The sequence below is a fragment of the Azospirillum lipoferum genome, from assembly GCF_024170005.1.
Taxonomy (GTDB): domain Bacteria; phylum Pseudomonadota; class Alphaproteobacteria; order Azospirillales; family Azospirillaceae; genus Azospirillum; species Azospirillum lipoferum.
Window position 1 is genome coordinate 152601 of record NZ_JALJXJ010000017.1, and the last position, 22484, is coordinate 175084.

Below are 22484 nucleotides of genomic sequence, written 5' to 3' on the forward strand. Positions count from 1 at the left end.
GCCAGTCCATTCGATGGCGTGGAGATGGTAGCCGCTCCGGGAACGGTTTACCACCGGACAGGCTTCATGCGTCGAGCACCAGCGCGCCCGTCGGGACGGCCTGACAGCTCAGGCACCACCGCCCGCCCTCGGGCGCGGTGCCGAGCGCACCGGTCGCGACGCGGTGCCCCACGCTTCCGCTGACGATCCGGACGAGACAGCTTTCGCACTGGCCGACACGGCATCCGGCCGACAGCCTCACGCCCAGCCTGTCCGCCATGTCAAGGACCGTTCCCTGTCCGGCGGTCCATGTCGCGCCGATGTTCGAGCGGGCGAAGTGGACGTGATGGGCGGCATCCGGAGCCGTCTCCACCGCGGTCTGCGGGGTATGGAACGCCTCCTGGAAGATTTCGAACCGCGGCACGCCGCGCGCCGCCAGACCGTCCGTGATCTCCGCCAGCATCGCGACCGGTCCGCACAGGTAGAACCGGGCACGGCGATCGATCCAGCGCTGGTCGATGCCGTCGGCCGAAACCCGGCCGCGCCGGTGGTGACCGATGCCGGGCAGGTCCGTGGCGTCGGGGCGGCTGAAATATTCGACGATCCGGAAGCCGGGCAGCCGCTGCCGCAGCTCGTCCAGCCGGGCGCCGAAGATGCGGGCGGCCCCGTTCCGGCTGCCGTAGTAGAGGGCGCCTTCGGGCGGCTCCTCCAGGTCGGCGATGGTCTCCAGATAGGACAGGAAGGGCGTGATGCCGACGCCGGACGCCACCAGCACCACCGGAAAATCGGGGGCCGGCGGGATGCGGAAGACGCCGTCGGGTCCGCTTGCCGTCAGCAGATCGCCGACGGCAAGCGCGGTGTTGATGTGGGTGGACATGACCCCGCGAACGGCCGCCCGGCCGTCCGTGCCACCGGCCGCCATTTGCTTCACGGTGATCCGGTAGAGGCCGCTTCCGGCATCCGCCGCCCGGTTCGACAGCGAATAGGAACGGCGGACGCGGTTCCCGACGATGTCGCAGGCGACGGTCAGATGCTGGCCCGGAACAAAGCTCCGCCTGCGGTCCGGATCCTCCCGCTCCCGATCGGCGGGCGACAGCAGAACCGAGACGGTGTCGGGGGTTTCCCGCCGGATTCCGCGAACCCGGTACACCGCCGTCGGGACGGAGCCGTCGCGCGCCGACCGCTCGCGGTCGAGCACCACGTCGCAGCGCGTCGAACGCAACGACACCGCTCCGCTGACCGGGTCGATCGCGCCGGCGGGAGTCAGGACGTTGTAGTTGCTGGTTTCCGGCCCCAGCGCCGGATAGCCGGGGAGCGCCAGATCGTGGTTGGGCTGCCACCACCCGTAATCGGCCACCACCACGTCGGGCAGCAGGTCGGGGTCGATCTTCGCCTTGAAGCCGGCGCGTCCCGCCGGGCTGAGCAGCAGCACCCAGTCGCCGTCGGCGATCGCCTTCTCCCGCGCCAGTTCGGCGCTCAGGCTGACCAGGGGGAAGGGTGCGCGGCGGCGCAGCGAATTGATGGACCGGTGCTGGCTGTGGCAATAATACCCCTGCCGGCCGTTGGTCAGCAGGTAGGGAAACCGCCCGGACGGTTCCGGTCCGTGCCCGAATTGCGGCACCGCCGGATGGCCGTGGCGGGCCAGCAGCTCCGAATAGAGTTCCACCCGCCGCGTCTGGGTCGGGAAGCCGGCCGCGCCGTCGGCATGCTTGCGGTAGCCCTGGGCGACGGGGCGCCGGACACCGCCGGGGCTGGCCCGCAACGCGCCGGTGGTCAGCCCCAGGGGCTCCAGCACATGGTTCCAGGCGGCCTCGATGTCGCCGCCGAAGAATTCCTTTTCCAGACCGAGGCGCCTGGCCAGTTGGAAAACGATCCAGAGGTCCGAGCGGGACTCACCCTGTGGCGGGACCATACGCGGGCGAAGCTGGACGCGTTCCTCCGCCTCGGCGCTGATCTCGAAGCCGACGCGCAGCGCCTCGCGCTCCCACAGGCTGTTGGCCGGCAGCACATAGTCGGCCAGCGCGGCGCTCGGGGTCATGAACAGGTCGACGTGCACCTGGAATTCCAGGCTTTCCAATGCCTGCCTGCCGCGTTCCGGCTCGGGCCGCGACGCCAGCATGTTGGAACCGAAGGCGACCAGGGCGCGGACCGCGTAGGGGCGCTTTTCCAGGATGGCGGTGTAGACGTCGGTCGCCGTCACCTGTCCCATCTCCGGCGGGCCTAGCGGGCGGTCGGCCAGGCCGAGCGCCTTCCGCCGCTGCCCCTCGTCGAGCATCGTGAGGTCGGCGACCGGGTTGACCGGCTGCCGGTTCAGCCGGACATTGCCACCCTCCGCATCGAAACAGCCGGTCAGCGCATAGAGCAGCGCGATGGCGCGCTCGGTCTGCGTCGCCTCGGCGTGCTGGGCGATGCCGGTCCAGGCGTGATAGCTGATCCTGCTGGAACTCGCGATCAGCCCGGCAAGGGTGTGGACATCCTCCGGCGGCAGTCCGGTGATCTCCGCCACCCGGTCGGGGGGGTAGGCCGCGCAGGCCCTGGCGTAGATCGCGAACGCCGGCTCGCAGTCGAGCGTCCGGCCGCCGGTCCGGACGTCGAACCGTCCGTGCAGGGCGAGGCGCCTCCCCTCGTCCGGATCGACCGCAAGGTCGGGATGATAAGGTACGATCCCGCCATCCCCCTCGTCCCAGGCGACGTAGCAATCGGGGGTCTCGGCAAGCCCGACGTCGGCGCCGCGCAGGAACAGGCCGGTGGCGCGGTCGACCAGCAGGGGCCCGTTGGTCCAGCGCCGGACGAAATCCTGATCGTAGCCGCCGCTTTCGATCAGCAGATGGGCGAGGCCGAGGGCGAGGACGCCGTCCGTGCCGGGGCGCAACCGCATCCAGTACGGTGTCTGCAACGCGTGTCCCGACTTCTTCGGGTCGATCACGACGACCCTTGCGCCGGCGGCCTGCGCCGCCGCGACAGCGCCGGAATGGGCGAGCCAGGAGTTTGCCGGATTGTAGCCCCACAGCAGGATCAGGTCGGACTTCGAAAACTCCGGCGTCGGCATGCCGACGCCGAAGGTGAACTTGTGCGCATGGTCCTTCTGCCAGTTGCAGATTTCCATGGCGTCGCAGATGTTCGGGCTGCCGAACAGGCGGATGAAGCGCAGGATCCAGTCGAAGCTGTCCGACAGCGCCGTCCCGCTCGGCGAGCTCAGCGCGAAGGCCACCGCCTCGGCGCCACTCTCCTGCCTGATCCCGTCCAGGCGCGCCGCGATGTCGTCAAGCGCCTCATCCCAGCTCACCTCCCGCCAGCCGGGGTCCGGGTCGGTCTTCGGCCGGGTCCGCTTGAGCGGACGCAGCAGGCGGCGGGAACTATGCGCGATCTCCGGCGCGGCGCGCCCCTTGGGGCAGACCGCGCGGCCGGTCGGATGGCCGGGATCGGGCGCGACCCCGACCAGCCGGTCGCCGGCAATGGTGTTGACGGTTCCGCAGCGCGACCGGCAAAGGGCGCACCAGCCATGTTCCTCGCGTACATCCATCGGTAGCCCCCGCTCGTCCGGTATCGGGCGGTCCGTAACGGACCGTTCACTGCGACAGGTCGTTGCCGCGGGATTCCTTCAGGAAGATGGCGCCGAACAGGACGGAGGCTCCGCCGACGATGATGGTGTACCAGAGGCCGTTGTAGATGTTGCCCGACTGGACGGCGAAGGCGGTGGACATGAACGGCGCCAGCCCCCCGAAATAGGCGGCCCCGACGTTGTAGGGCACCGAGACCGAGGTGTAGCGCACCTTCGCCGGAAACAGCTCCACATAATAGGCCGACATCGGTGCGTAGGCCATCGCACCCCAGATCATCAGAAGGGCGAGCAGGCCGAACAGCATCGGCCTGTCGACCGCTTCGAGATCGGCCGCCCGCGGATAGCCCGCCCGGTCGAGGGCGTCCTGCAGGGCCGCGCGGTCGAAGCCCGACACCCGGTTTTCCCCGATGCGGATGTCGAGCGGCTCATGCGCGGATTTCGCCGGAGTCAGGCTGTAGGAAATGCCCGCCTGGGTCAGGAAGTCCCGCGCCTTGTCGCAGTCGCTCACCGGTGCGGCGAACAGGGCGCGGCTGCATGCGCCGGAGATCAGCTCGACCTTCACCGTCCGCTGGAATTCCGCCAGCCGCGGGTTCACGGCCACGGTCAGCTGCTGGAAAATCGGCTGCAGCGTGGCGACCGCCAGGGCGCAGCCGGCCAGCACGATCCACTTGCGTCCGATCCGGTCGGACAGCCAGCCGAAGAAGATGTAGAGCGGCAGGCTGAACAGCAACGCCGCACCCATGTAGCCATAGGTCAGCATGGTCGGCAGCTTCAGCGTGCTGGTGAGGAAATAGAGCGTGTAGAAATTGCAGGTGTACCAGACTACGGCGACCGCCGCCTGGGCGCCGAACAGGACGACCAGCATCTTCTTGACGTTGGCCCGGTCGGCGAAGGTGTCGCGCAGCGGCGAGGCGGAGGCGCGGTTTTCCCGCTTCATCCGGGTGAAGACCGGGGATTCGCTCAGCGTCGCCCGGATGTAGACCGAGATGATCAGGATGAGGACCGACGACAGGAACGGGATGCGCCAGCCCCACGCCGCGAAGTCGTCGGCACCGATCGTCGCGCGGCAGGCCAGCACGACGGCCAGCGACAGCAGGAAGCCGACGGTCGCCGTGGTCTGCAGCCAGCTCGTGCTGTAGCCGCGGCGTCCCGGCTCGGTGTGTTCGGCAATGTAGGTGGCGGCGCCGCCATACTCGCCGCCCATCGCCAGCCCCTGGAGCAGGCGCAGGGCGATCAGCAGGATGGTCGAGGCCCAGCCGAGCGTTTCGAAGCCGGGCAGCAGCCCGATGCCGGCCGTCGAAATACCCATCGCGATGATGGTGGCGAGAAACGTCGCCTTGCGCCCGGCCTTGTCGCCGAAGCGGCCGAAGAGGACGGCACCCAGCGGACGGATCACGAAGCCGACGCCGAACGTCGCGAGGGTCGCCAGATAGCCCGCAGTGGCGCTGCCCGAAGGAAAGAAATGCGCGCTGAAGAATACGGCCAGGCTGCCGTAGAGAAAGAAGTCATACCATTCGAGAACGGTACCGACCGAAGCGCCGGTAATAACCTTGACGGTCTCGCGCCGGGAGACACGCCGCTCTGGCGTGCCGGTCATGATTTCGGCAGTCATTGTGAGTCTCCGTATTGGGCGTCGCATCGAAGAAAATCTGTCCGCCCGGAGGGACAATGCTCGCGGTCCCGTTTTGGATACAGGCGTCAGAATACCGGCCGTCACTTTAGGACCCTGGATAAGGCGCCGATAATCAAAGATTCCCGCTTTGATATTCTGCATTGGAATATCGCCGAACGATCGAATACCGGCCGGGTGGAGCGGTGTCTGGTATTCCGATCCAGAATATCAGGGCAGGCAAAACTTATTTGATCCGGATGCCGCGCAATGAGACGCTTCGTCACGGCAATCGGCAGGCGACAACCGATACCGGACCCGGCGACGGCCTTTTCAAAACGTCCCCTGCAGGCACTGCCGGGGCTCCGGCGCCCTGCGTCTTCCCAATATCGCCTCACATCGGAAAATCGACGCCGTGGCGGCCTCGCCCGCCACCGGCCTGCGGCACAGGAGCACCCATGGCGGCCTTGCTTCGCAATTTTGCAGGAAACAGCTGGATCGAAACCGGACGGACCTTCGCGAACGTGAATCCCGTCAACGGCACCAAGGTTTGCGACGTATCGGAAGCCGATGCGGCGACCGTGGCGCGCGCCGTCGCAGCGGCCCGCCGGGCCGTCGAAGGCGACTGGGGACGGATGGGCGATGCGGAGCGCGCCGCCCTGCTGCACAAGGTGGCCGACCGGATGGAAGCCCGGTTCGACGATTTCCTAGCGGCGGAGATCGCCGACACCGGCAAGTCCCATTCCCAGGCCCGCACCATCGACATCCCGCGCGGGGCGGCGAACTTCCGCATCTTCGCCGACCTGATCCGGGCCTATCCCAATGAATCCTACGAGATGACGACCCCGGACGGCGCCGGCGCCCTGAATTATTCGGTCCGCCGGCCGCTGGGCGTCGTCGCGGTGATCGCGCCGTGGAACCTGCCGCTGCTTCTGCTGACCTGGAAGGTGGCGCCGGCCATGGCCGCCGGCAACGCGGTGATCGCCAAGCCGTCGGAGGAGACGCCCTCCACCGCCACCCTGCTGGCCGAGGTGATGCAGGAGGTCGGCATCCCGGCCGGCGCCTTCAATCTGGTGCATGGATTCGGCCCCGGTTCGGCCGGCGAACTGCTGACCACCCACCCCGGCGTGGACGCCATCACCTTCACCGGGGAAAGCCGGACGGGAACCGCGATCATGAAGGCGGCGGCCGACCGGGTGAAGCCGATCTCCTTCGAACTGGGCGGCAAGAATCCGGCGGTGATCTTCGCCGACTGCGATTTCGACGCGACGGTCGAGGGCATGGCGCGGGCGGTGTTCACCAATTGCGGACAAGTCTGCATGTGCACCGAGCGTGTCTATGTCGAGCGGCCGATCTTCGACCGCTTCGTCCGCGCCCTGAAGGAGAAGGCGGAGGCGCTGGTGCTGGGCCGGCCGGAGGATGCCGGCGTCGATACCGGCCCGCTGATCTCCGCCGGGCACCGCGACAAGGTTCTGTCCTATTTCCGGCTGGCGGTGGAGGAAGGCGCCACCGTGGTCACCGGCGGCGGCACGCCCCGCTTCGGCGACGATCGCGACGACGGCTTCTTCGTGCAGCCGACCATCTGGACCGGCCTCGGCGACGATGCGCGGGTCTGCCGCGAGGAGATCTTCGGCCCGGTCTGCCACATCGCCCCCTTCGACAGCGAGGAGGAGGCGATCGCCCGCGCCAACGACACCGACTATGGCCTCTGCGCCTCGATCTGGACGCAGAACCTGTCGCGCGGCCATCGCGTCGCCCGCCGCATCGAGGCCGGGCTGGTCTGGATCAACTCCTGGTACCTGCGCGACCTGCGCACGCCGTTCGGCGGCGTGAAGCTCTCCGGCATCGGGCGGGAGGGCGGCGTGCACTCTCTGAACTTCTATTCCGAACCTTCCAACATCTGCATCAAGCTGTGAGGACCCGCATGCCGGATTCCGTAACACGCGCCGCCGCGGCCCTCTGGGAGGCCGCCGGAAGCGGGATCGCCTGTCCCCCCGTTCGCTCGATCATCGGCGAGAGCGACATTGAGGCCGCCTACGCGGTCCAGGAACGCAACACCGAGCGGCGGCTCGCCGAAGGCGCCCGGCTGGTCGGCCGCAAGATCGGGCTGACCGCCCGGTCGGTGCAGGCGCAGCTCGGCGTGTCGCAGCCCGATTACGGCATGCTGTTCCATGACATGGATGTCGCCAACGGCGGCGAAGTCCCCGCCGGACGGTTGATCCAGCCGAAGATCGAGGCGGAGATCGCCTTCCTGATCGGCCGCGACCTCGACGACGACCGGCTGACCACCGCCGACGTGCTGTCGGCGATCGCCTGGGCGGTCCCGGCGCTGGAGATCGTCGACAGCCGGGTGGAGGGGTGGAACATCCGGATCACCGACACCATCGCCGACAACGCCTCCTCCGGCCTGTTCGTGCTCGGCCACGAGATGCGGCGGCTCGATGCGGTCGATCTGCTGACCTGCGGCATGGTGCTGGAGGGCAACGGCGAGCCGGTCTCCACCGGGGCCGGCGCCGCCTGCCTCGGCTCGCCCGTCAATGCGACGCTGTGGCTGGCGCGGGTGATGGCGCGATCGGGGCGGCCCCTGCGCGCCGGCGACATCGTGCTGTCCGGCGCCCTGGGACCGATGGTGCCGGCATCGCCGGGAACAACCTACGAGGCGCGCATCGAGGGGCTCGGCTCCGTGCGCGTCGGCTTCGGCGGGGAGGAGTCCCAATGAGCAAAGCGAAATGCGCCATCATCGGTTCGGGCAACATCGGCACCGACCTGATGATCAAGATCCTGCGCCTGTCCAGGACGCTGGAGATGGCGGCGCTGGTCGGGATCGACCCGGCGTCCGACGGGCTGGCCCGCGCCGCCCGGCTGGGTGTCGCGACCACCGCGGACGGGCTGGAGGGCCTGCGGCGGATGGAGGTCTACAAGGACATCAAGATCGTCTTCGATGCCACATCGGCAAAGGCGCATGCGGTGCATGACGCCGTGCTGCGGGCCGACGGAAAGCAGGTGATCGACCTGACGCCGGCCGCGCTCGGCCCCTACGTCGTCCCGTCGGTCAACCTCGACCGGCATCTCGACGCGCCGAACGTCAACATGGTGACCTGCGGCGGACAGGCGACGGTTCCGATCGTCCATGCGATCAACCGCGTCGCCAAGGTCCACTGGGGTGAGATCGTCGCGTCGATCGCCTCGAAATCGGCCGGCCCCGGCACCCGTGCCAACATCGACGAGTTCACCGAGACCACCGCACAGGCGATCGAGGCGGTCGGCGGCGCCAGCCACGGCAAGGCGGTCATCGTGCTCAACCCGGCCGAGCCGCCGCTGATCATGCGGGACACCGTCTACTGCCTGTGCGACGACACCGATCCGGACGCGATCCGCGCCTCGGTCGAGGACATGGTCCAGGCGGTGCGGTCCTACGCGCCGGGCTATCGCCTGAAGCAGGCGGTGCAGATCGAGCGGATCGGCCACAACCAGCCCCTGCGCATCGCAGAGCTGGACCGCGAATTCACCGGCCTCAAGGTCTCCGTCTTCCTCGAGGTCGAGGGGGCCGCGCATTATCTGCCGGCCTATGCCGGCAATCTGGACATCATGACCTCGGCGGCGATGACGACGGCGGAACGGCTGGCCGTGCTGCGCAATTGGGTCGGGGGGACGCACTGATGCAAGGATCCAACACCGCCGGAGCACCCCGGCTCTATATCCAGGACGTGACGCTGCGCGACGGCATGCACGCCATCCGCCACCGCTACGACCTCGGCCATGTGCGCGCCATCGCCGAGGCGCTGGACGAGGCTGGCGTCGATGCCATCGAGGTGGCGCATGGCGACGGGCTGTCGGGCTCCTCGTTCAATTACGGCTTCGGCGCGCACACCGACTGGGCCTGGATCGAGGCGGCGGGCAAGGCGTGCAGGCGCGCGGTGCTGACCACCCTGCTGCTGCCCGGCATCGGCACCATCGATGACCTGAAGCGGGCGCGCGACCTCGGCGTCGCGTCGGTCCGCGTCGCCACCCACTGCACGGAGGCCGACGTCTCCGCCCAGCACATCGCGGCGGCGCGGGACCTCGGGATGGACGTCTCCGGCTTCCTGATGATGAGCCACATGAGCGACCCGACGGCGCTGGCCGGGCAGGCGACGCTGATGGAAGGCTACGGCGCCCATTGCGTCTACGTCACCGACAGCGGCGGCGCGATGACCATGCGGGCAGTCGCCGAGCGCTTCGCCGCCTATGACCGGGCGTTGAAACCCGGGACCGAACGCGGCATCCACGCGCACCACAATCTGTCGCTGGGGGTCGCCAACTCGGTGGTCGCCGTCGAGGGCGGGGCGCGCCGGGTGGACGCCTCGCTGACCGGAATGGGCGCCGGGGCCGGCAATGCGCCGCTGGAGGTGTTCGTCGCCGTCGCCGACCGCTGCGGCTGGGCGCACGGCTGCGACCTGTTCAAGCTGCAGGACGCAGCGGAAGAGCTGGTGCGACCGCTGCAGGACCGGCCGGTGCGGGTGGACCGCGAGACGCTGTCGCTCGGCTATGCCGGCGTCTATTCCAGCTTCCTGCGCCACGCCGAACGCGCCTCGGAGACCTACGGCATCGAGACGCGGGAGATCCTGGTGGAGCTGGGACGGCGCAACATGGTGGGCGGCCAGGAGGACATGATCGTGGACGTGGCGCTCGATCTTCTGGCCCGAAAGGAGGCGGCGGCATGACCGACCTGAATGAACTGGCCGCCATCGTCGATGAGGCGGCCCGCACCGGTACCGCCATCGCGCAACTGACCGACGCGGTCCCCGGCCTTGACCCCGCCGCCGGCTATGCCGTCCAACAGCTGTCGATCGCCCGCCGGCTGGAGCGGGGGGAACGGCGCATCGGGGTGAAGATGGGGTTGACCTCCCGCGCCAAGATGCGTCAGGTCGGCGTGTCGGAGGTGATCTGGGGCCGGCTGACCGATGCCATGCGGATCGAGGAGGGGGGCGAACTGTCACTGTCCGGCCGCATCCATCCGCGGGCCGAGCCGGAGATCGCCTTCCTCCTGAAGAAGCCGCTGGCCGGCCGGGTGTCGCCGGCCGAGGCGCTGGGCGCGGTCGAGGCGGTGGCGCCGGCGATGGAAGTCATCGACAGCCGCTACCGGAACTTCAAGTTCAGCCTTGCCGATGTGGTGGCGGACAATGCCTCCTCCTCCGGCATCGTGCTGGGGGCGCTGCGCCCGGCGGCGACCGACATCGCCAATCTCGGCATGGTGATGCGGATCGACGGGCAGCCGGTCCAGATCGGCTCCTCCGCCGCCATCCTCGGTCATCCGCTGCGCTCCCTGGTCGCGGCGGCCCGGCTGGTGGCGGAAGCCGGCGAGACCCTGTCGCCCGGCGACATCGTCCTGGCCGGGGCGGCGACCGAAGCGGTGCCGCTGCAGGCCGGCCGGCATGTCCGCACCGAAATTCAGGGGCTGGGTTCCGTCGCCTTCAGCGTGAGAGGAGAACAACCATGAGCGTGAAGGCAACCCTGGTCGAGGGCAAGGCGACGCCGCGCGGCCGCTTTCCCCACATCAAGCGGGCGGGTGACTTCCTGTTCGTCTCCGGCACTTCGTCGCGCCGGCCCGACAACAGCTTCGACGGGGTTTCGGTGGACGCGATGGGCGCCACCGACCTCGACATCCGCGCCCAGACCCGCGCGGTGATCGAGAACATCGCCGACATCCTGCGGGTCGAGGGCGCCGCGCTGGGCGATCTGGTGGAGGTCGGGGCCTTTCTCATTAACATGAACGATTTCAAGGGTTACAACGAAGTCTACGCCGAATATTTCGACGTCGATGGCCCGACCCGCACGACCGTCGCCGTCCACCAGCTGCCGCATCCCCACCTGCTGATCGAGATCAAGGCCGTCGCCTACAAGCCGCTGCGCTGAGGCGGCACAACCGGAAGGACCACATCGCCATGGCACGACTTCAGGGATTCAACTTCGGCCGCTGGATCGAGGAACACCGCCACCTGCTGAAGCCGCCGGTCGGCAACCGGCAGATCTGGGAGGATGCCGACCTGATGGTCACCGTCGTCGGCGGACCGAACCGCCGCACCGACTACCACGACGACCCGGTGGAGGAATTCTTCTATCAGCTTCAGGGCGACATGGTGCTGAAGGTGGTGGATAACGGCGACTTCTACGACGTGCCGCTGCGCGAGGGGGACATCTTCCTTCTGCCTCCGCACGTCCGCCATTCGCCGCAGCGGCCGATGGAAGGCTCGGTCGGGCTGGTGGTCGAGCCCAAGCGGCCCAAGGACGCGCTCGACGCCTTCGAATGGTACTGCTTCGAGTGCCGGCACCTCGTCCATCGGGTCGAGGTCAGCCTCGTCTCCATCGTCCGCGACCTGCCGCCGCTCTACAAATCCTTCTACGAGAGCGTGGAGAAGCGCACCTGTCCCCATTGCGGCACGGTGCATCCCGGCAAGGAACCACCGGCGGGCTGGGTGACCCTGCCGGAAAGACGGTAGGCGGAAAGGCGCCGGTTCAAGAAGAACCCCGCGGGGACGTCCCCGCGGGGTTCTTCGTCGTGCCCTGTCTGCGGCTTCCCGCCGACCCCAGGATCAGGTCGGCGATGGCCTGCACGTGCGGAATCCGGCCTCAAGGCCCGTCGCTGTATTCGATTTTACCCTTCGGCAGCAGGAAGATGAAGGTGCAGGCCCCGCCGGTCACCGTCGGGTAGTGGCTGGTCTCGGGGGCGAACACCTTCCAGCCCTCTCCGCTGCCGCAGAACCGGCCGGCCGGATCCAGAGGCTGGATCATGTTGATCTCCCCCAGCGGATGCCGGTGGTGGTTGCCCTTCACGTCCTTCAGCCGCGCGCTTTCGATGACGAAATCATGTACGCCGTCACCGGCCGTTCCCAGCCGGCCACGGCGGTAGTCGGCCCCGTCGATCTCGGCATAGCACGCCCATCCTTCCTCGATGCCGGCCCGCAGGAGGCGCGTCATGTCCTGGAATTCCGGCGTCTGCGGTCCGAAATGCCGGTTGAGCCTGTCCTCCAGCGCGGCGTCCAGCGGACTGTCGCCGATGAAGGCGACGAGCTGCTCCAGCCGGGCGACGAGTTCGGGCTTGTGGGGTCCTGTCGGCAGGCCGTCCTGGTTGATCATCGCGTTCCCTCTCCTTTCCGGCCACCGTCATGGGGCGGGTCGTACGGCGATGCTAGCGCGACGGACGGAACCGGTTTGCGCCGGATTGATCCGTTTCTCGCGCGATTGACGCAAAGTCGGACAAGTGGGGGCGGACGGCCCGTTCGGCCGTTGCCGTGGCGGGAACCCGGTGCGTTCATGAAAATCATTCTTCATGCAGCGAGGCTGACATGCGGCGTCTCACACTGGCATTCCTGACCTACTGCGTGATGGGCGGCACCGCCGCCGTCGCCCAAATCTCCGGCGGTGTCGTTCGCATCGGCATAGCAACCGACTACTCCGGCATCTTCGCCGGCCTGTCGGGACCGGGCGGCCGGGTCGCCGCCCGCATGGCGATCGACGATTTCGGCGGCAAGGTCGCCGGGGTGCCGGTCGAGCTGGTCGCCGCCGACCATCAGAACAAGGCCGACATCGGTTCCGCCATCGTACGCCGCTGGTATGACGAGGACGGCGTCGACCTGGTGATGGACGTCCCCAATTCGTCGGTTGCGCTGGCGGTGCAGGCGATCGCCAGGGAACGGCGCAAGCTCGTCGTCTATGCCGGGTCCGGCACCGCCGACCTTACCGGCAAGGCCTGCATGCCGACCGGCTTCCAATGGGTCTGGGACACCTACTCGGTCGCCGCGTCGACGGCCCGGGCGATCCTGGAGGAGAAGCTGAGGAAATGGTACGTGATCGCTGCGGACTATTCCTTCGGCCAGGCGATGGCCGCCGACCTCGCCAAGGTGGTCGAGACGCAGGGCGGTACCGTTCTCGGCGTCACCAAGCACCCGGTGAACACGGCCGACTTCTCCTCCTTCATCCTCCAGGCCCAGGCGACCGGGTCGGATGTCATCGCGCTGGCCAACGGCGGCGCCGACATGATCAACGCGGTCAAGCAATTCGCCGAATTCGGCGGCAACGCCGGGGGGCCCAAGCTGGCCGGGATGGCGGTCTTCATTTCCGATGTCCACGGCATCGGGCTGGAGAGCGCCCAGGGGCTGATCCTGACGACCGGCTTCTACTGGGACCGCACCGAGGAGACGCGTGCCTGGTCCAAGCGCTTCCATCAACTGCACGGCGCGATGCCGACGATGGCGCAGGCGGGCGTCTATTCCGCCGTGACGCATTACCTGAAGGCGGTCGAGACGCTCGGCACCGATGATCCGGAAAAAATCGCCGCGAAGATGCGCGAGACGAAGGTCAACGACATCTTCGCCAAGGACGGCTTCATCCGCGAAGACGGCCGGATGGTGCACGACATGTATCTGGTCCAGGTGAAGTCGCCGAAGGAGGTTCAATACCCCTGGGACTACTACCGGATCCTGCGCACCATCCCGGCGGTGGACACCGTCCGCCCGCTGGCGGAGAGCCAGTGCCCGCTGGTCGCGAAATAGATGCTATGGCATCGTGTGTTTCATATGAAATGCACGATGCCATAGCTTTATGTTTGGCGATCGGATTCACGCTTCAAATCGATTCCGATCTTACGCGATCCGCTCTAACGGTGCGGATTGGCCTTCTCCGGACAAGGTGGTAGCATCGGGCGGACCACAGCGTGGCGAGGGTCTCGTGTTCTCAATGGATGAACTTCCGAAGAGGGCTGGGGTCGAACTCATGGACCTCGCCGGCGTCGGGGCGTCCTGGCCGATGCCCGTCGCCCTGTGGGATGCGCCCAAGGGGTTCGACACCCGTCTCCATCCGGACCACCAGCCTTGCCACGTCATCGCGCTCAGGCTGACCGGCAGTCTGGTCCAGCGTGTCGGGCCGACAACCGTCCGGCCGGAGCGGCTGCGTCCAGACGGCTTTTCCGTCCATCCGGCAAATGTCGAACTGCGGTTCATGGCCCCTTCGGCCATCCGGTTCGCCCATCTCTACCTGCCGGACGCCTTCGTCTCCCAGGTGTCCGGCATGGCTTCGGCGGGGGACCCCGGCGGCCTCATCCGGACCGAGCGGGTGATGTACGAGGACCGGGAAATCACCGAGGCGATCGGATGGTACGTGCGACGGGCGTTCGAAAGGGACGACCATCCCTCCAGGTTCGAGATGGAGAGCCGGGCGAACCTGATCGTGCTGCGCCTGCTGCAACGCCATTGGCGGCAACGTCCGGCAGTCCCGCCATCCGCCGGAAGCGAGATGGCGCCCTGGCAGGTCCGCAAGATCTGCACGCATCTGGAAGGAAATCTCGATCGACCGGTCGGACTGGACGAGCTGTCGTCGCTTGTCGGATTGTCCGGCGAGCACCTGTGCCGGGCCTTCCGGCGCGCCATCGGGGTGCCGCCGTTGAAATGGCAACTGCTGAAACGGATGGAGGTGGCCGGTCGTCTGCTGATCGAAACCGATGCGTCGCTGACCAGCATCGCGCAGGATGTCGGCTATTCCGGACAAAGCGCCTTCGGTTCGGCATTCCGGAGCGTTGTCGGGATGTCCCCCGGTCAATACCGGCGAACCCGGCGATCAGCCCGCTGAAGGGCACCGTCAACTCGTTGGCACCGACCAGGCACCGTCATTGTGTGGACGACCGCTGCGGCGCAAGGGAAAAGAGATCTTGCCCTGCTTCGGTGGACACCACAGCTAAGCTCCGAGTGGAGCGGGAAGGTGTCTGATGACGAAGACGAGGCGATCCTTCGCGGACGAGTTCAAGCGTGAGGCCGTTGCCCTTCTGGAAGGGAGCGGCCGGCCACTGGAGCATGTGGCGCGGGAGTTGGGCCTCCAGGCCTCGGTGCTGAGGAACTGGCGGCGGGTAGCCCAAGGGCACCCGCCGCGCTCACGGTCTGGCGCCCCTGCCGTATCCGGCACCGCCATTCCGGCCAAGCCGGACGAGCAGACGGCGGAGATCGCGCGGCTGCGACGCGAGTTGGAGCGCACCCGGCAGGAACGCGACATTTTAAAAAAGGCCATCAGCATCTTCTCGGAACCGCCGAGATGAGGTTCCGCTTCATCGAGGACCACCGGGACGAGTTCCCGGCCCGGCTCATGTGCTCGGTACTCGGGGTGTCCGCCAGCGGTTACTACGCGTGGCGTGGGCGGCCGGAAAGCCAACGGGCCGCCGCCAACCGACAGCTTCTGGTCGAGATCCGACGCGTTCATGGTCGCCACTATGGCCACTATGGCAGCTCGCGCGTGCATGCATCCCTCCGCGCGGAGGGCGTCGCCGCCAGCCGGGGCCGGGTGGCGCGTCTGATGCGCCGCCACGGCATCCGGGGTGCAGCCGCACGCCGGTTCCGGCCCGTAACGACCGATAGCCGCCATGGCCTTCCGGTCGCTCCCGATCTGCTGGGTCAGGTCTTCCAGGTGGCCGAGCCCAACCGGGTCTGGCTTGCCGACATCACCTATTTGCCCACTGCTGAAGGCTGGCTGTATCTGGCGGCGGTGCTCGATCTGGCGACCCGGAAGATCGTTGGCTGGGCGATGCGCGATCATATGCGCACCGAACTCACCACCTCGGCTCTGGTGATGGCCATCCAGCGCCAACGGCCGTCTGTGGGTCTCATCCAGCATTCCGATCGCGGCAGTCAGTATGCCTCTCGGGACTACCGGGACCTGTTGCAGGCGGCCGGGATGCGGCAGTCCATGTCGCGCAAGGGCTGCTGCTACGACAATGCTCCCATGGAGAGCTTCTTCCACACCCTCAAGGTCGAGTTGGTCCATCGTACCCGGTTCGAAACCCGCGACCAGGCCCGCCGGGAGGTGTTCGCCTACATCGAAACCTACTACAATCGCCAACGCGCTCACTCGGCCATCGGATACATCACCCCCGAACAGGCCGGGCTAAAATCTGCGTGAACCCATGTCCACCGAAGCAGGGCAAGATCAATCGCGTCGATCCTGGAGGCGGTGGAGAACAGGATGTACAGCCCGGCCCTGAAGGAGCGGCTGTCCGCCCTGGAGGCCGAGCGCGCCACGCTCGCCGCCGAGATCGGCGCCCTGGGGACGGAGGCGCCGGAGATACTGCTGCCGGCCAACCTGCCGGAGCTGTACAGGCGGAAGATCGCTGAGCTCGAGTCCGTGCTCGGCGACGGCGACGAGGGGATGGCCGCGATGGAGATGATCCGGTCCATGGTCGACCGCGTCGTGCTGTCCCCCTGCCCCTCGGGCGCCGGGCTGGAGGCCCAGCTTCATGGCGACCTGCTGGCAATCCTGGAGGCGTGCGCCGAGGCGGACCCGAAACGCCGACAGCCCGCCTCGTTGGAGGCGGGCTGTCAACTGTCGTTGGTTGCGGGGGCACGCAATGGCCGAGAGCAACAATGGCTCATTCTGTCAATATGACCATACACCCCTTGGCCGTTCCAGCTTTTTACTTCCCAATCCTCACTCGCAACACCCCACGCCCATTAAAAAAGGGAAATTTATCCTAGATATCCATTAGCGTTAATGGCTCTAAGAAGTACACTTAATCCCCCTACGCATCTGGATAAGACCGCCTCAATGCCGACACCAACCGACGAAACATCTCTACAGGAACGGCATTACCAATCTGTTCAGCAATTTGCGAGCGATTGCCTGCAAATCGGTACCAGTCAGGAAAAGTCTGCAAGCGTGCGGCTTCGCGCAACGTAATTGCACGATCATCACGAGGATGTGCATAGCGTCCTCGGGTCACATCTGTGCAGCCCGTCGTCAATGTTGGAGCGACACCGTCCCATCGCATGCGCCCATAAACATCGCAAAAATCACCCCTATCTCGATTTCGATGACATTCAAGTTGCAACTCAGGAGGCAAGCTGTCCCGACTCCCGCCGTCCTGTGGGATAGCCGCCAATCGCCTAAGCGTGATCTCGTGGTGCACACGGCTAATGTGCAAAGGATCGTAAGGGTCGCTTTCGCCGGACGAAAGAGGTCGCAAATCTGCCAACGCGTCACGTACGGTCACGCGCTCGGATCCCTGCGTCGATAGCGCAAAATCTTTAATCCTGCCTGGCGCGCGTACAGCTGCCACGATGCATCGAACGCGCCGCTGGGGCACACCGAAATCCGCAGCATCAACTCGCTGCGGAATTCCTAAGATATACCCTGCCGACGCAAGCGAGCGTTTAAGCCGCTGAAAAATGGCGCTGGCGGCAATCCCAGGCACATTCTCATAAATGATGAGCTGCGGCTTCAGTGCCCTTGCCAGACGAACGGATTCGAGGATCAAAGGAGCCCGTGTGTCCGCGGCTCCTCGCCTACGGTTTTGCGAGCTAAAGGGTTGACAAGGCGCACAAACAGCCATCAGCTTTAATTGCTTGCCAGTAGGAATTGCAACCGCAAGCTCCGACGGCTGAAGAGAGCGAATATCCCTTCTCTTAAAGATAACCTCTGGGTGATTTTTCCTATAAGTGACACCACAGATTCGATTTATATCAACCGCAGCAACGACACGATATCCATTTGCCTTTATCGCAGTGGTAACAGCCCCAGAGCCACAGAAAAGGTCAATAGCAATGGGCTTATCCGCCGAATTTCCGCCAGCCGAGGCTCTCGACCTCGATTTCCAGAAGTTAGCGCTCATCGTTGTTACCACTCAACCGCAACCACTCGGAACCGTTCAAGGCCACACGATTAAACTGCCCAACGAGCTGACTGGTGAAATTTTGCGCTTCCATTGGGCGCAACTCAGCCACAAACTCCCAAAACTCCGTGCGCCCCTTAGTCCAAAACCCTCGCTTCTTACCATTCACCTCCGTTTTAACAACTTGCGTAGGTAAATCAACCTCAAATTCAATAAGGCTCATATTCTTTGGCCGTCTATCAACTAGAAGAAAGATATTGACCCCGTTCACATGAACAACGAGATCAAAACAATTGTCGTTCACAGTCGTTTTGCAAAACGGAAAGGCCGTCGGCTTAGACAGTCGGACTGCGTCGCATCCTGGCTGCATACAAAGCAAATATGTTTCGGTAACGGAGCCATCTTCACCCCTGGTTTCTCTTCTTACAATGACGCCTCCGGTCAAAGCAATCGGATCTTTACCAGACTTGCGCACTCCATCAGACTCCCGAGTGAACAACGTCAATCTAGCAAACTTAGCCAACACCGCCTCAGCCACCGCATCACTATCAAAAAACTGCCTTTTTAAATGCTTTATATTATTCGCCTTCAGTTTTAGCGCACCGCTGTCCAGCCCAATCCGAGCCAAATATTGAAGAGACGTGTCGTCAGCTTGAATAAACTTGGATTTTCCTTTAGGTTGATTCACAATAGTTTTGTATTTTTCCCCGCCATTATACTCCTTAACCACCACCTGCTCCGGATTATTTCTCGGCTTAACGGCATATATGCAAGATTCTGAACCAAGAATTTCTTTACCAATCTCGCGATCAGCAATCGAAGTAACAAACTCCGAAGCAAGTAACCCAACCATCATCTCTTCAGCATCAGTCGGGGAGCCAATGCCGGCGCGCTGAGCAAGATAGGCTCCATCGAGATCTTCGGAGAAAACAGAGAGTAGGTGGTGCGTGTCATCGCGAACGGCGCCAATACTCTTCAACGAAAATGCCTGAAGGAGGCCCTGCGCCAGATTGCCAAATTGTTCCAACACGAACTGAGGAAGCTCACTCCAAGCTATAGGGCGAGCAGCAGGGCCCACCTGCTCGACTTGTGGGCCTCGGGTAGGCTTATTGGCAAATGCAATCAGAACATCACGATCATGCAGACCGCGTTCCTCATCTACGACTCTAAATTGGTTAAAGCCTTGAGAGATAAGGTGGTTATGCAAGTTCGTACATTGATCATTTAGCGGTCTTTCGCCAGTATAGACGACGATAAGCCGCAGGCGCCCACCAGCACCCTGGTCATCCTTTAGCAGACGGACAATCAACTCCTTTGCAGGTGCGGTATCGCCTACACGCAGCTGCCAATCCAAGATTGTAACATCGACGTGTTTAGCGGCAGAAAATGCGGTTTCTACAATATCCGCGTCTTCATCAGAAGGAAAATAGAAGCCGCAGGTTATTCTACGACCAGCAAAAGCGTTCGTTACCGGCCTCACGCTGAGTTGATGAGGATGGTTTGTGATAGGACGTTGCGCTTTAACGGAGGTAACGCTGTCCTCGGCTGAAGGTTCCAATCTGGCTACTGCACCAGGACGATAGGCAGCTGACTGCGCCGTCAGAATGGTACCTTCAACTACGTCCGAGCTCTGTTCGGTTAGCGGTTCGTTATCAATCAGAATGGCAGTACGCACAAAGGCTTCAACCGCATCCTGGCGCAGTTCTCGTAACGACGTAAACAGACGAGTCATTTTTCATTTTCCTCAGTCATATCGGCATTAGGCCCAATACGGAATATCGGATGGTTCTGTGTCCCCGGATTTAGAAGCTCTAAATCAAATCCAATTTTCTGTAAGGCATCACGAGATATGGCAAGTCCCATGCCTCGTCCGCCGGGTTTAGTGCTTATACCGAACTCAAATATGCGCTCAGCCATTCTCAATGAAATTCCTGGCCCGGTATTTGAGAACAACCATCCTACATCATCAGCGTCCAAGATTATTCGCTTATCTTCACCGATACCCAAGGAGGCCCAATAAAGGGCATTGTCCACTATGTTCAAGGTCGCGCCCAGAATTGTAGACAAGAAGCCTTCTAAAGATTTTGTACGGAAACTCTCCGTGACCTCTAGATTTATACCAGATTCGTGCATTCTTGAGGCTAGTGCTTCCAATAGATATTTCTCAATGAAGGCTCCGGTCACAGATGTTTTTTTCCGATATCGACGCCGGCTCAGCGGGGCGAACAGAGCGAGATAACTGTCCAGTTCATCAAAATAGGATACCAGATCGTTGTAGATGTCCTTCAAAGCAGGAGTGCCGTCCGCCCATGGCTTGAGACGGCGGACACTCTTCCGTACGCCATCGGCAACGTTGGCGAACTCATGGCCGACAATTCCGATAGCCGATCCCGCTTGAGCCAAATCAGTATATAGGTCAAGGCGGTCCTGCAACTCGATAGCACGACGCTCAAGAGCAGCGGCAGTTTCGTCCAGATCGTTGCGCTCAGCCATTGCCGAGGCGACGCCGCTAAGTTGGTCCCTCATGCCTTCAAGGAGAAGCCGCCCTTGGTTAAGGCGTTCAGCAATTGCTCGCTCCAACTCACGTTGCCGATTGTAAGCCTCCATATCATCGAGCCGATCGAGATTCATTCGTCCAAGCTCAACAAGCAACTCCTCGATATATCTCTGAAACTTATTAACTTCGTCGCGCATTATTCCACGTACTGCTTGTTCGACACGAACCATAGCCTGTTCTGCTTCGCGTCTAAGGCGCCTCACCTCACTTAAAGACTCTGATTTTTCCCGCTCTAATGCTTCCCTTGCCCGCTTTTGTCGTTCAACCCCAAGCCCCCTGGCGATCCGGAAGTTCGCAACGGTCTGAACCAAATGGGTCCGTACAGGCTCGAACACCGTGGTGCGAATGTTCGTCATTGCCTGATCGTAAGCTTTCCAAGCGGCTTCCATAGAGCGAGCTAACGCGATACCGCGCGGGCGTACCAAAGCCATGCCGCTTTCGAGTGCTTGCAGCTTGGCAAGGAACTCAGCTTCAATGTCTAATAGACGAGTAGCCGCGACGTCAGGATCGACAGCATCTAAAAATCCCAGCCGCTCATCAAGCTCCACTTTTAATTTATTGGCCTTTTCGGCAGGCTCTCCGCGTTCAATTGCATCAAGATGCCTGTCCAGGATAACAGCAAACTTTTTCTTTCTTTCACGACTTGACGCTTCTCGTTGCTTAAGACGCTCTGCATCCTCAACACGTCTCTGACGCTCAAGGCGAAAATCTTCCCCCAAATCTGATGTAGGTCTGAAGTAGTCTATAGCGAGTTGCTTAAAAAAATTCTCCAAAATATCGCGAAATTGGCGATAAGCTTTGTTCTCACGGAAGCCTTCGCGCCCCGCCTTCTCAACCAATGCACCATTTTCGCCATGTGTGATATCAATCCAACCAAGCATTCGCCGGTAGGAAAAGAACCAATCTGTCGCCTTAAGTGTTCTTCTTTGCTCTATGTTCAGAAAGTCATAGTCAGAATTTCCGTAAGGCAACACGCGAATGCCGTCACGATAAATATAGAGCCCGCCAAAACGCTGAAGCTTCGCATACATGATTCCATGTTCGTCCCGCGGCAAACGACTCTCATCGGCCAGCCCCATGAGATAGCCGAGCCTCAGACGGAAAGGCCCGCAGTCCGTCTGGCGCCCCCCAGACTGCGGCCAGCTCAGAGCATAGGGCTGCTTTTCTCCTCTATAGAGCTGAATAGTGCCGGCGAAGTTACCAAGCTCGTCAAACCGCCCTTCAAAGTGATGATCGACGGATTCGAACTCCTCCAAGCTGAAAAAACTCTTCTTACCGATTAGCTCTTCAACTACTCCGTCTTCGCGGTGGTCGCGGAATTCAGCAGAAAATTCAACATTGTCTTCTGCCAACGTATTGCCGAAACCAAGAAGCAATCTTTGAAAAGGTGATGAGCCAGCATAGCCAGTTACGTCGATGTCAGCATTGAGAATTGGATCGACAGGAGCAATTACAAAATGAGTGCCGTGCCCATCTCGTCGCAAGCTCAGATCCGAGCGGCCGTCACGAGCAGCCGAATTAGAAAGCCAATCCGCCATGCCAATGGGGTCCACTTCACTCATAGCCTGCAGAGCGTCTGTGAGCCGCTTCCGATACTGGATTGGAACAAGTTTGTTGATACTGGTAGCTACCTGGGTAACCAAGCTCTCGATGACATCGCGTCCAGGAAGGGTTCCGCCAGGCAACGAGAGAATGGGAATATCAATTTCCCCCAGGTCTATACCCGGAATCTCGAACAACCCCCAGTGAACAAGGGCTACAGTAATTTCATCGACCTGAGACGCCTTGGGATCGCACCGTGTCAGCACTAAAACCAACGGCCCTATGGCGGCAACGGCCAACCGCCCAATCCCCTTTTCTCCAAGGACTTTTCGTGTTTTGAGACCGCGAGGCCCAACCTTCAGTGTGGTTTCATCAACGCGGTTTGCGTCGACCTTACTATCGGTTCCTAGAGTCAGCCACTTTTGCTCAAAGTCGAGCCTGCTCATGCCATCGCCGTCATCGCGCAGAATCAGCTGCCGGTCGGCCCGAAAGTAGTCAACCTCGACACGGCGGGCATATGCATCATGAGCGTTCTTGAAAAGTTCGTGCAAGGCTGTGGGGATGCCAGCAATCTGCTGGCGTCCGAGCATATCCACAGCCCGCGCTCTAA

General features: G+C 63.3%; 17 protein-coding genes. 11 read left to right on the plus strand and 6 right to left on the minus strand.

Annotation, left to right across the window (positions count from 1 at the left end; genetic code table 11):
* Window positions 1-64 precede the first annotated feature (64 nt).
* On the minus strand, window positions 65-3502 hold the full coding sequence (locus J2848_RS30075) for a molybdopterin-dependent oxidoreductase (protein WP_149234081.1): 3438 nt from the start codon (window positions 3500-3502) through the stop codon (window positions 65-67).
* A gap of 46 nt (window positions 3503-3548) precedes the next feature.
* Complete coding sequence (locus J2848_RS30080) at window positions 3549-5153, minus strand: MFS transporter (RefSeq protein WP_149234080.1); 1605 nt, start codon at window positions 5151-5153, stop codon at window positions 3549-3551.
* A 455-nt stretch (window positions 5154-5608) separates the two neighbouring features.
* On the opposite strand from J2848_RS30080, the gene J2848_RS30085 reads away from it, so the two are divergent.
* The 7 genes from J2848_RS30085 to J2848_RS30115 are packed head-to-tail and all read left to right on the plus strand — an operon-like array spanning window position 5609 to window position 11629.
* Complete coding sequence (locus tag J2848_RS30085; RefSeq protein WP_149234079.1) at window positions 5609-7066, plus strand: 2-hydroxymuconic semialdehyde dehydrogenase; 1458 nt, start codon at window positions 5609-5611, stop codon at window positions 7064-7066.
* 8 nt (window positions 7067-7074) lie between these two features.
* Window positions 7075-7869 carry a 2-keto-4-pentenoate hydratase gene (locus J2848_RS30090; RefSeq protein WP_149234078.1) on the plus strand — a complete coding sequence of 265 codons (795 nt, stop codon included), beginning with the start codon at window positions 7075-7077 and terminating at the stop codon, window positions 7867-7869.
* Window positions 7866-8810: an acetaldehyde dehydrogenase (acetylating) gene (locus J2848_RS30095; protein WP_149234077.1), complete on the plus strand. Its 945-nt coding sequence runs from the start codon at window positions 7866-7868 to the stop codon at window positions 8808-8810. Before J2848_RS30090 ends, J2848_RS30095 begins: the two co-directional genes overlap by 4 nt.
* Entirely contained in the window at window positions 8810-9853 is a 1044-nt protein-coding gene (dmpG, locus tag J2848_RS30100) for a 4-hydroxy-2-oxovalerate aldolase (protein ID WP_149234076.1), read from the plus strand. The genes J2848_RS30095 and dmpG overlap by 1 nt, the downstream gene beginning before the upstream one ends.
* The gene (locus J2848_RS30105; protein ID WP_149234075.1) at window positions 9850-10629 is read left to right on the plus strand and encodes a 2-keto-4-pentenoate hydratase; all 780 of its coding nucleotides are present in this window, start codon (window positions 9850-9852) and stop codon (window positions 10627-10629) included. Before dmpG ends, J2848_RS30105 begins: the two co-directional genes overlap by 4 nt.
* The gene (locus J2848_RS30110; RefSeq protein ID WP_149234074.1) at window positions 10626-11045 is read left to right on the plus strand and encodes a RidA family protein; all 420 of its coding nucleotides are present in this window, start codon (window positions 10626-10628) and stop codon (window positions 11043-11045) included. Before J2848_RS30105 ends, J2848_RS30110 begins: the two co-directional genes overlap by 4 nt.
* A 29-nt stretch (window positions 11046-11074) precedes the next feature.
* A complete protein-coding gene (locus tag J2848_RS30115; RefSeq protein ID WP_149234073.1) occupies window positions 11075-11629 on the plus strand; it encodes a 3-hydroxyanthranilate 3,4-dioxygenase in 555 nt (184 codons plus the stop codon).
* A gap of 130 nt (window positions 11630-11759) precedes the next feature.
* Here the strand turns inward: J2848_RS30115 and J2848_RS30120 are convergent, their stop codons facing one another.
* A complete protein-coding gene (locus J2848_RS30120) occupies window positions 11760-12266 on the minus strand; it encodes a 4-hydroxylaminobenzoate lyase (protein ID WP_149234072.1) in 507 nt (168 codons plus the stop codon).
* 209 nt (window positions 12267-12475) lie between these two features.
* On the opposite strand from J2848_RS30120, the gene J2848_RS30125 reads away from it, so the two are divergent.
* The 4 genes from J2848_RS30125 to J2848_RS30140 all read left to right on the plus strand — a co-directional run bounded on the left by J2848_RS30125 (window position 12476) and on the right by J2848_RS30140 (window position 16553).
* On the plus strand, window positions 12476-13681 hold the full coding sequence (locus tag J2848_RS30125) for an ABC transporter substrate-binding protein (protein ID WP_149234071.1): 1206 nt from the start codon (window positions 12476-12478) through the stop codon (window positions 13679-13681).
* Between the two features lie 49 nt (window positions 13682-13730).
* Window positions 13731-14753, plus strand: coding sequence for an AraC family transcriptional regulator (locus J2848_RS30130; RefSeq protein ID WP_149234070.1), 1023 nt, complete (start codon window positions 13731-13733; stop codon window positions 14751-14753).
* A 136-nt stretch (window positions 14754-14889) separates the two neighbouring features.
* Window positions 14890-16070 (plus strand): IS3 family transposase gene (locus tag J2848_RS30135; protein ID WP_149234069.1). Its coding sequence is split into 2 segments (ribosomal slippage): window positions 14890-15184 and window positions 15184-16070, totalling 1182 coding nucleotides; the frame shifts between segments, so codons are not numbered across the junction.
* A 63-nt stretch (window positions 16071-16133) separates the two neighbouring features.
* Window positions 16134-16553, plus strand: a complete 420-nt coding sequence (locus J2848_RS30140; protein WP_246194217.1) for a hypothetical protein — start codon at window positions 16134-16136, stop codon at window positions 16551-16553.
* 133 nt (window positions 16554-16686) lie between these two features.
* Here the strand turns inward: J2848_RS30140 and J2848_RS30145 are convergent, their stop codons facing one another.
* Genes J2848_RS30145 through J2848_RS30155 form a run of 3 tightly spaced genes read right to left on the minus strand, consistent with a single transcriptional unit; the run spans window position 16687 to window position 22464 of the window.
* Window positions 16687-17775, minus strand: a complete 1089-nt coding sequence (locus J2848_RS30145) for a DNA cytosine methyltransferase (RefSeq protein ID WP_149234068.1) — start codon at window positions 17773-17775, stop codon at window positions 16687-16689.
* Window positions 17765-19507, minus strand: coding sequence for a response regulator receiver domain (locus J2848_RS30150; protein WP_149234067.1), 1743 nt, complete (start codon window positions 19505-19507; stop codon window positions 17765-17767). The genes J2848_RS30145 and J2848_RS30150 overlap by 11 nt, the downstream gene beginning before the upstream one ends.
* Window positions 19504-22464, minus strand: coding sequence for an ATP-binding protein (locus J2848_RS30155; RefSeq protein ID WP_170307201.1), 2961 nt, complete (start codon window positions 22462-22464; stop codon window positions 19504-19506). Before J2848_RS30155 ends, J2848_RS30150 begins: the two co-directional genes overlap by 4 nt.
* Between the last annotated feature and the right edge of the window lie 20 nt (window positions 22465-22484).

Bases quoted from the DNA above. Each gene is read 5' to 3' on its own strand.
- J2848_RS30120 (WP_149234072.1), bottom strand. From the start codon at position 12,266: ATGATCAACCAGGACGGCCTGCCGACAGGACCCCACAAGCCCGAACTC.
- J2848_RS30125 (WP_149234071.1), top strand. From the start codon at position 12,476: ATGCGGCGTCTCACACTGGCATTCCTGACCTACTGCGTGATGGGCGGC.
- J2848_RS30145 (WP_149234068.1), bottom strand. From the start codon at position 17,775: ATGAGCGCTAACTTCTGGAAATCGAGGTCGAGAGCCTCGGCTGGCGGA.
- J2848_RS30150 (WP_149234067.1), bottom strand. From the start codon at position 19,507: ATGACTCGTCTGTTTACGTCGTTACGAGAACTGCGCCAGGATGCGGTT.
- J2848_RS30090 (WP_149234078.1), top strand. From the start codon at position 7,075: ATGCCGGATTCCGTAACACGCGCCGCCGCGGCCCTCTGGGAGGCCGCC.
- J2848_RS30085 (WP_149234079.1), top strand. From the start codon at position 5,609: ATGGCGGCCTTGCTTCGCAATTTTGCAGGAAACAGCTGGATCGAAACC.
- J2848_RS30155 (WP_170307201.1), bottom strand. From the start codon at position 22,464: ATGCTCGGACGCCAGCAGATTGCTGGCATCCCCACAGCCTTGCACGAA.
- J2848_RS30130 (WP_149234070.1), top strand. From the start codon at position 13,731: ATGTTTGGCGATCGGATTCACGCTTCAAATCGATTCCGATCTTACGCG.
- J2848_RS30080 (WP_149234080.1), bottom strand. From the start codon at position 5,153: ATGACTGCCGAAATCATGACCGGCACGCCAGAGCGGCGTGTCTCCCGG.
- J2848_RS30105 (WP_149234075.1), top strand. From the start codon at position 9,850: ATGACCGACCTGAATGAACTGGCCGCCATCGTCGATGAGGCGGCCCGC.
- J2848_RS30110 (WP_149234074.1), top strand. From the start codon at position 10,626: ATGAGCGTGAAGGCAACCCTGGTCGAGGGCAAGGCGACGCCGCGCGGC.
- dmpG (WP_149234076.1), top strand. From the start codon at position 8,810: ATGCAAGGATCCAACACCGCCGGAGCACCCCGGCTCTATATCCAGGAC.
- J2848_RS30075 (WP_149234081.1), bottom strand. From the start codon at position 3,502: ATGGATGTACGCGAGGAACATGGCTGGTGCGCCCTTTGCCGGTCGCGC.
- J2848_RS30140 (WP_246194217.1), top strand. From the start codon at position 16,134: ATGTACAGCCCGGCCCTGAAGGAGCGGCTGTCCGCCCTGGAGGCCGAG.
- J2848_RS30115 (WP_149234073.1), top strand. From the start codon at position 11,075: ATGGCACGACTTCAGGGATTCAACTTCGGCCGCTGGATCGAGGAACAC.
- J2848_RS30095 (WP_149234077.1), top strand. From the start codon at position 7,866: ATGAGCAAAGCGAAATGCGCCATCATCGGTTCGGGCAACATCGGCACC.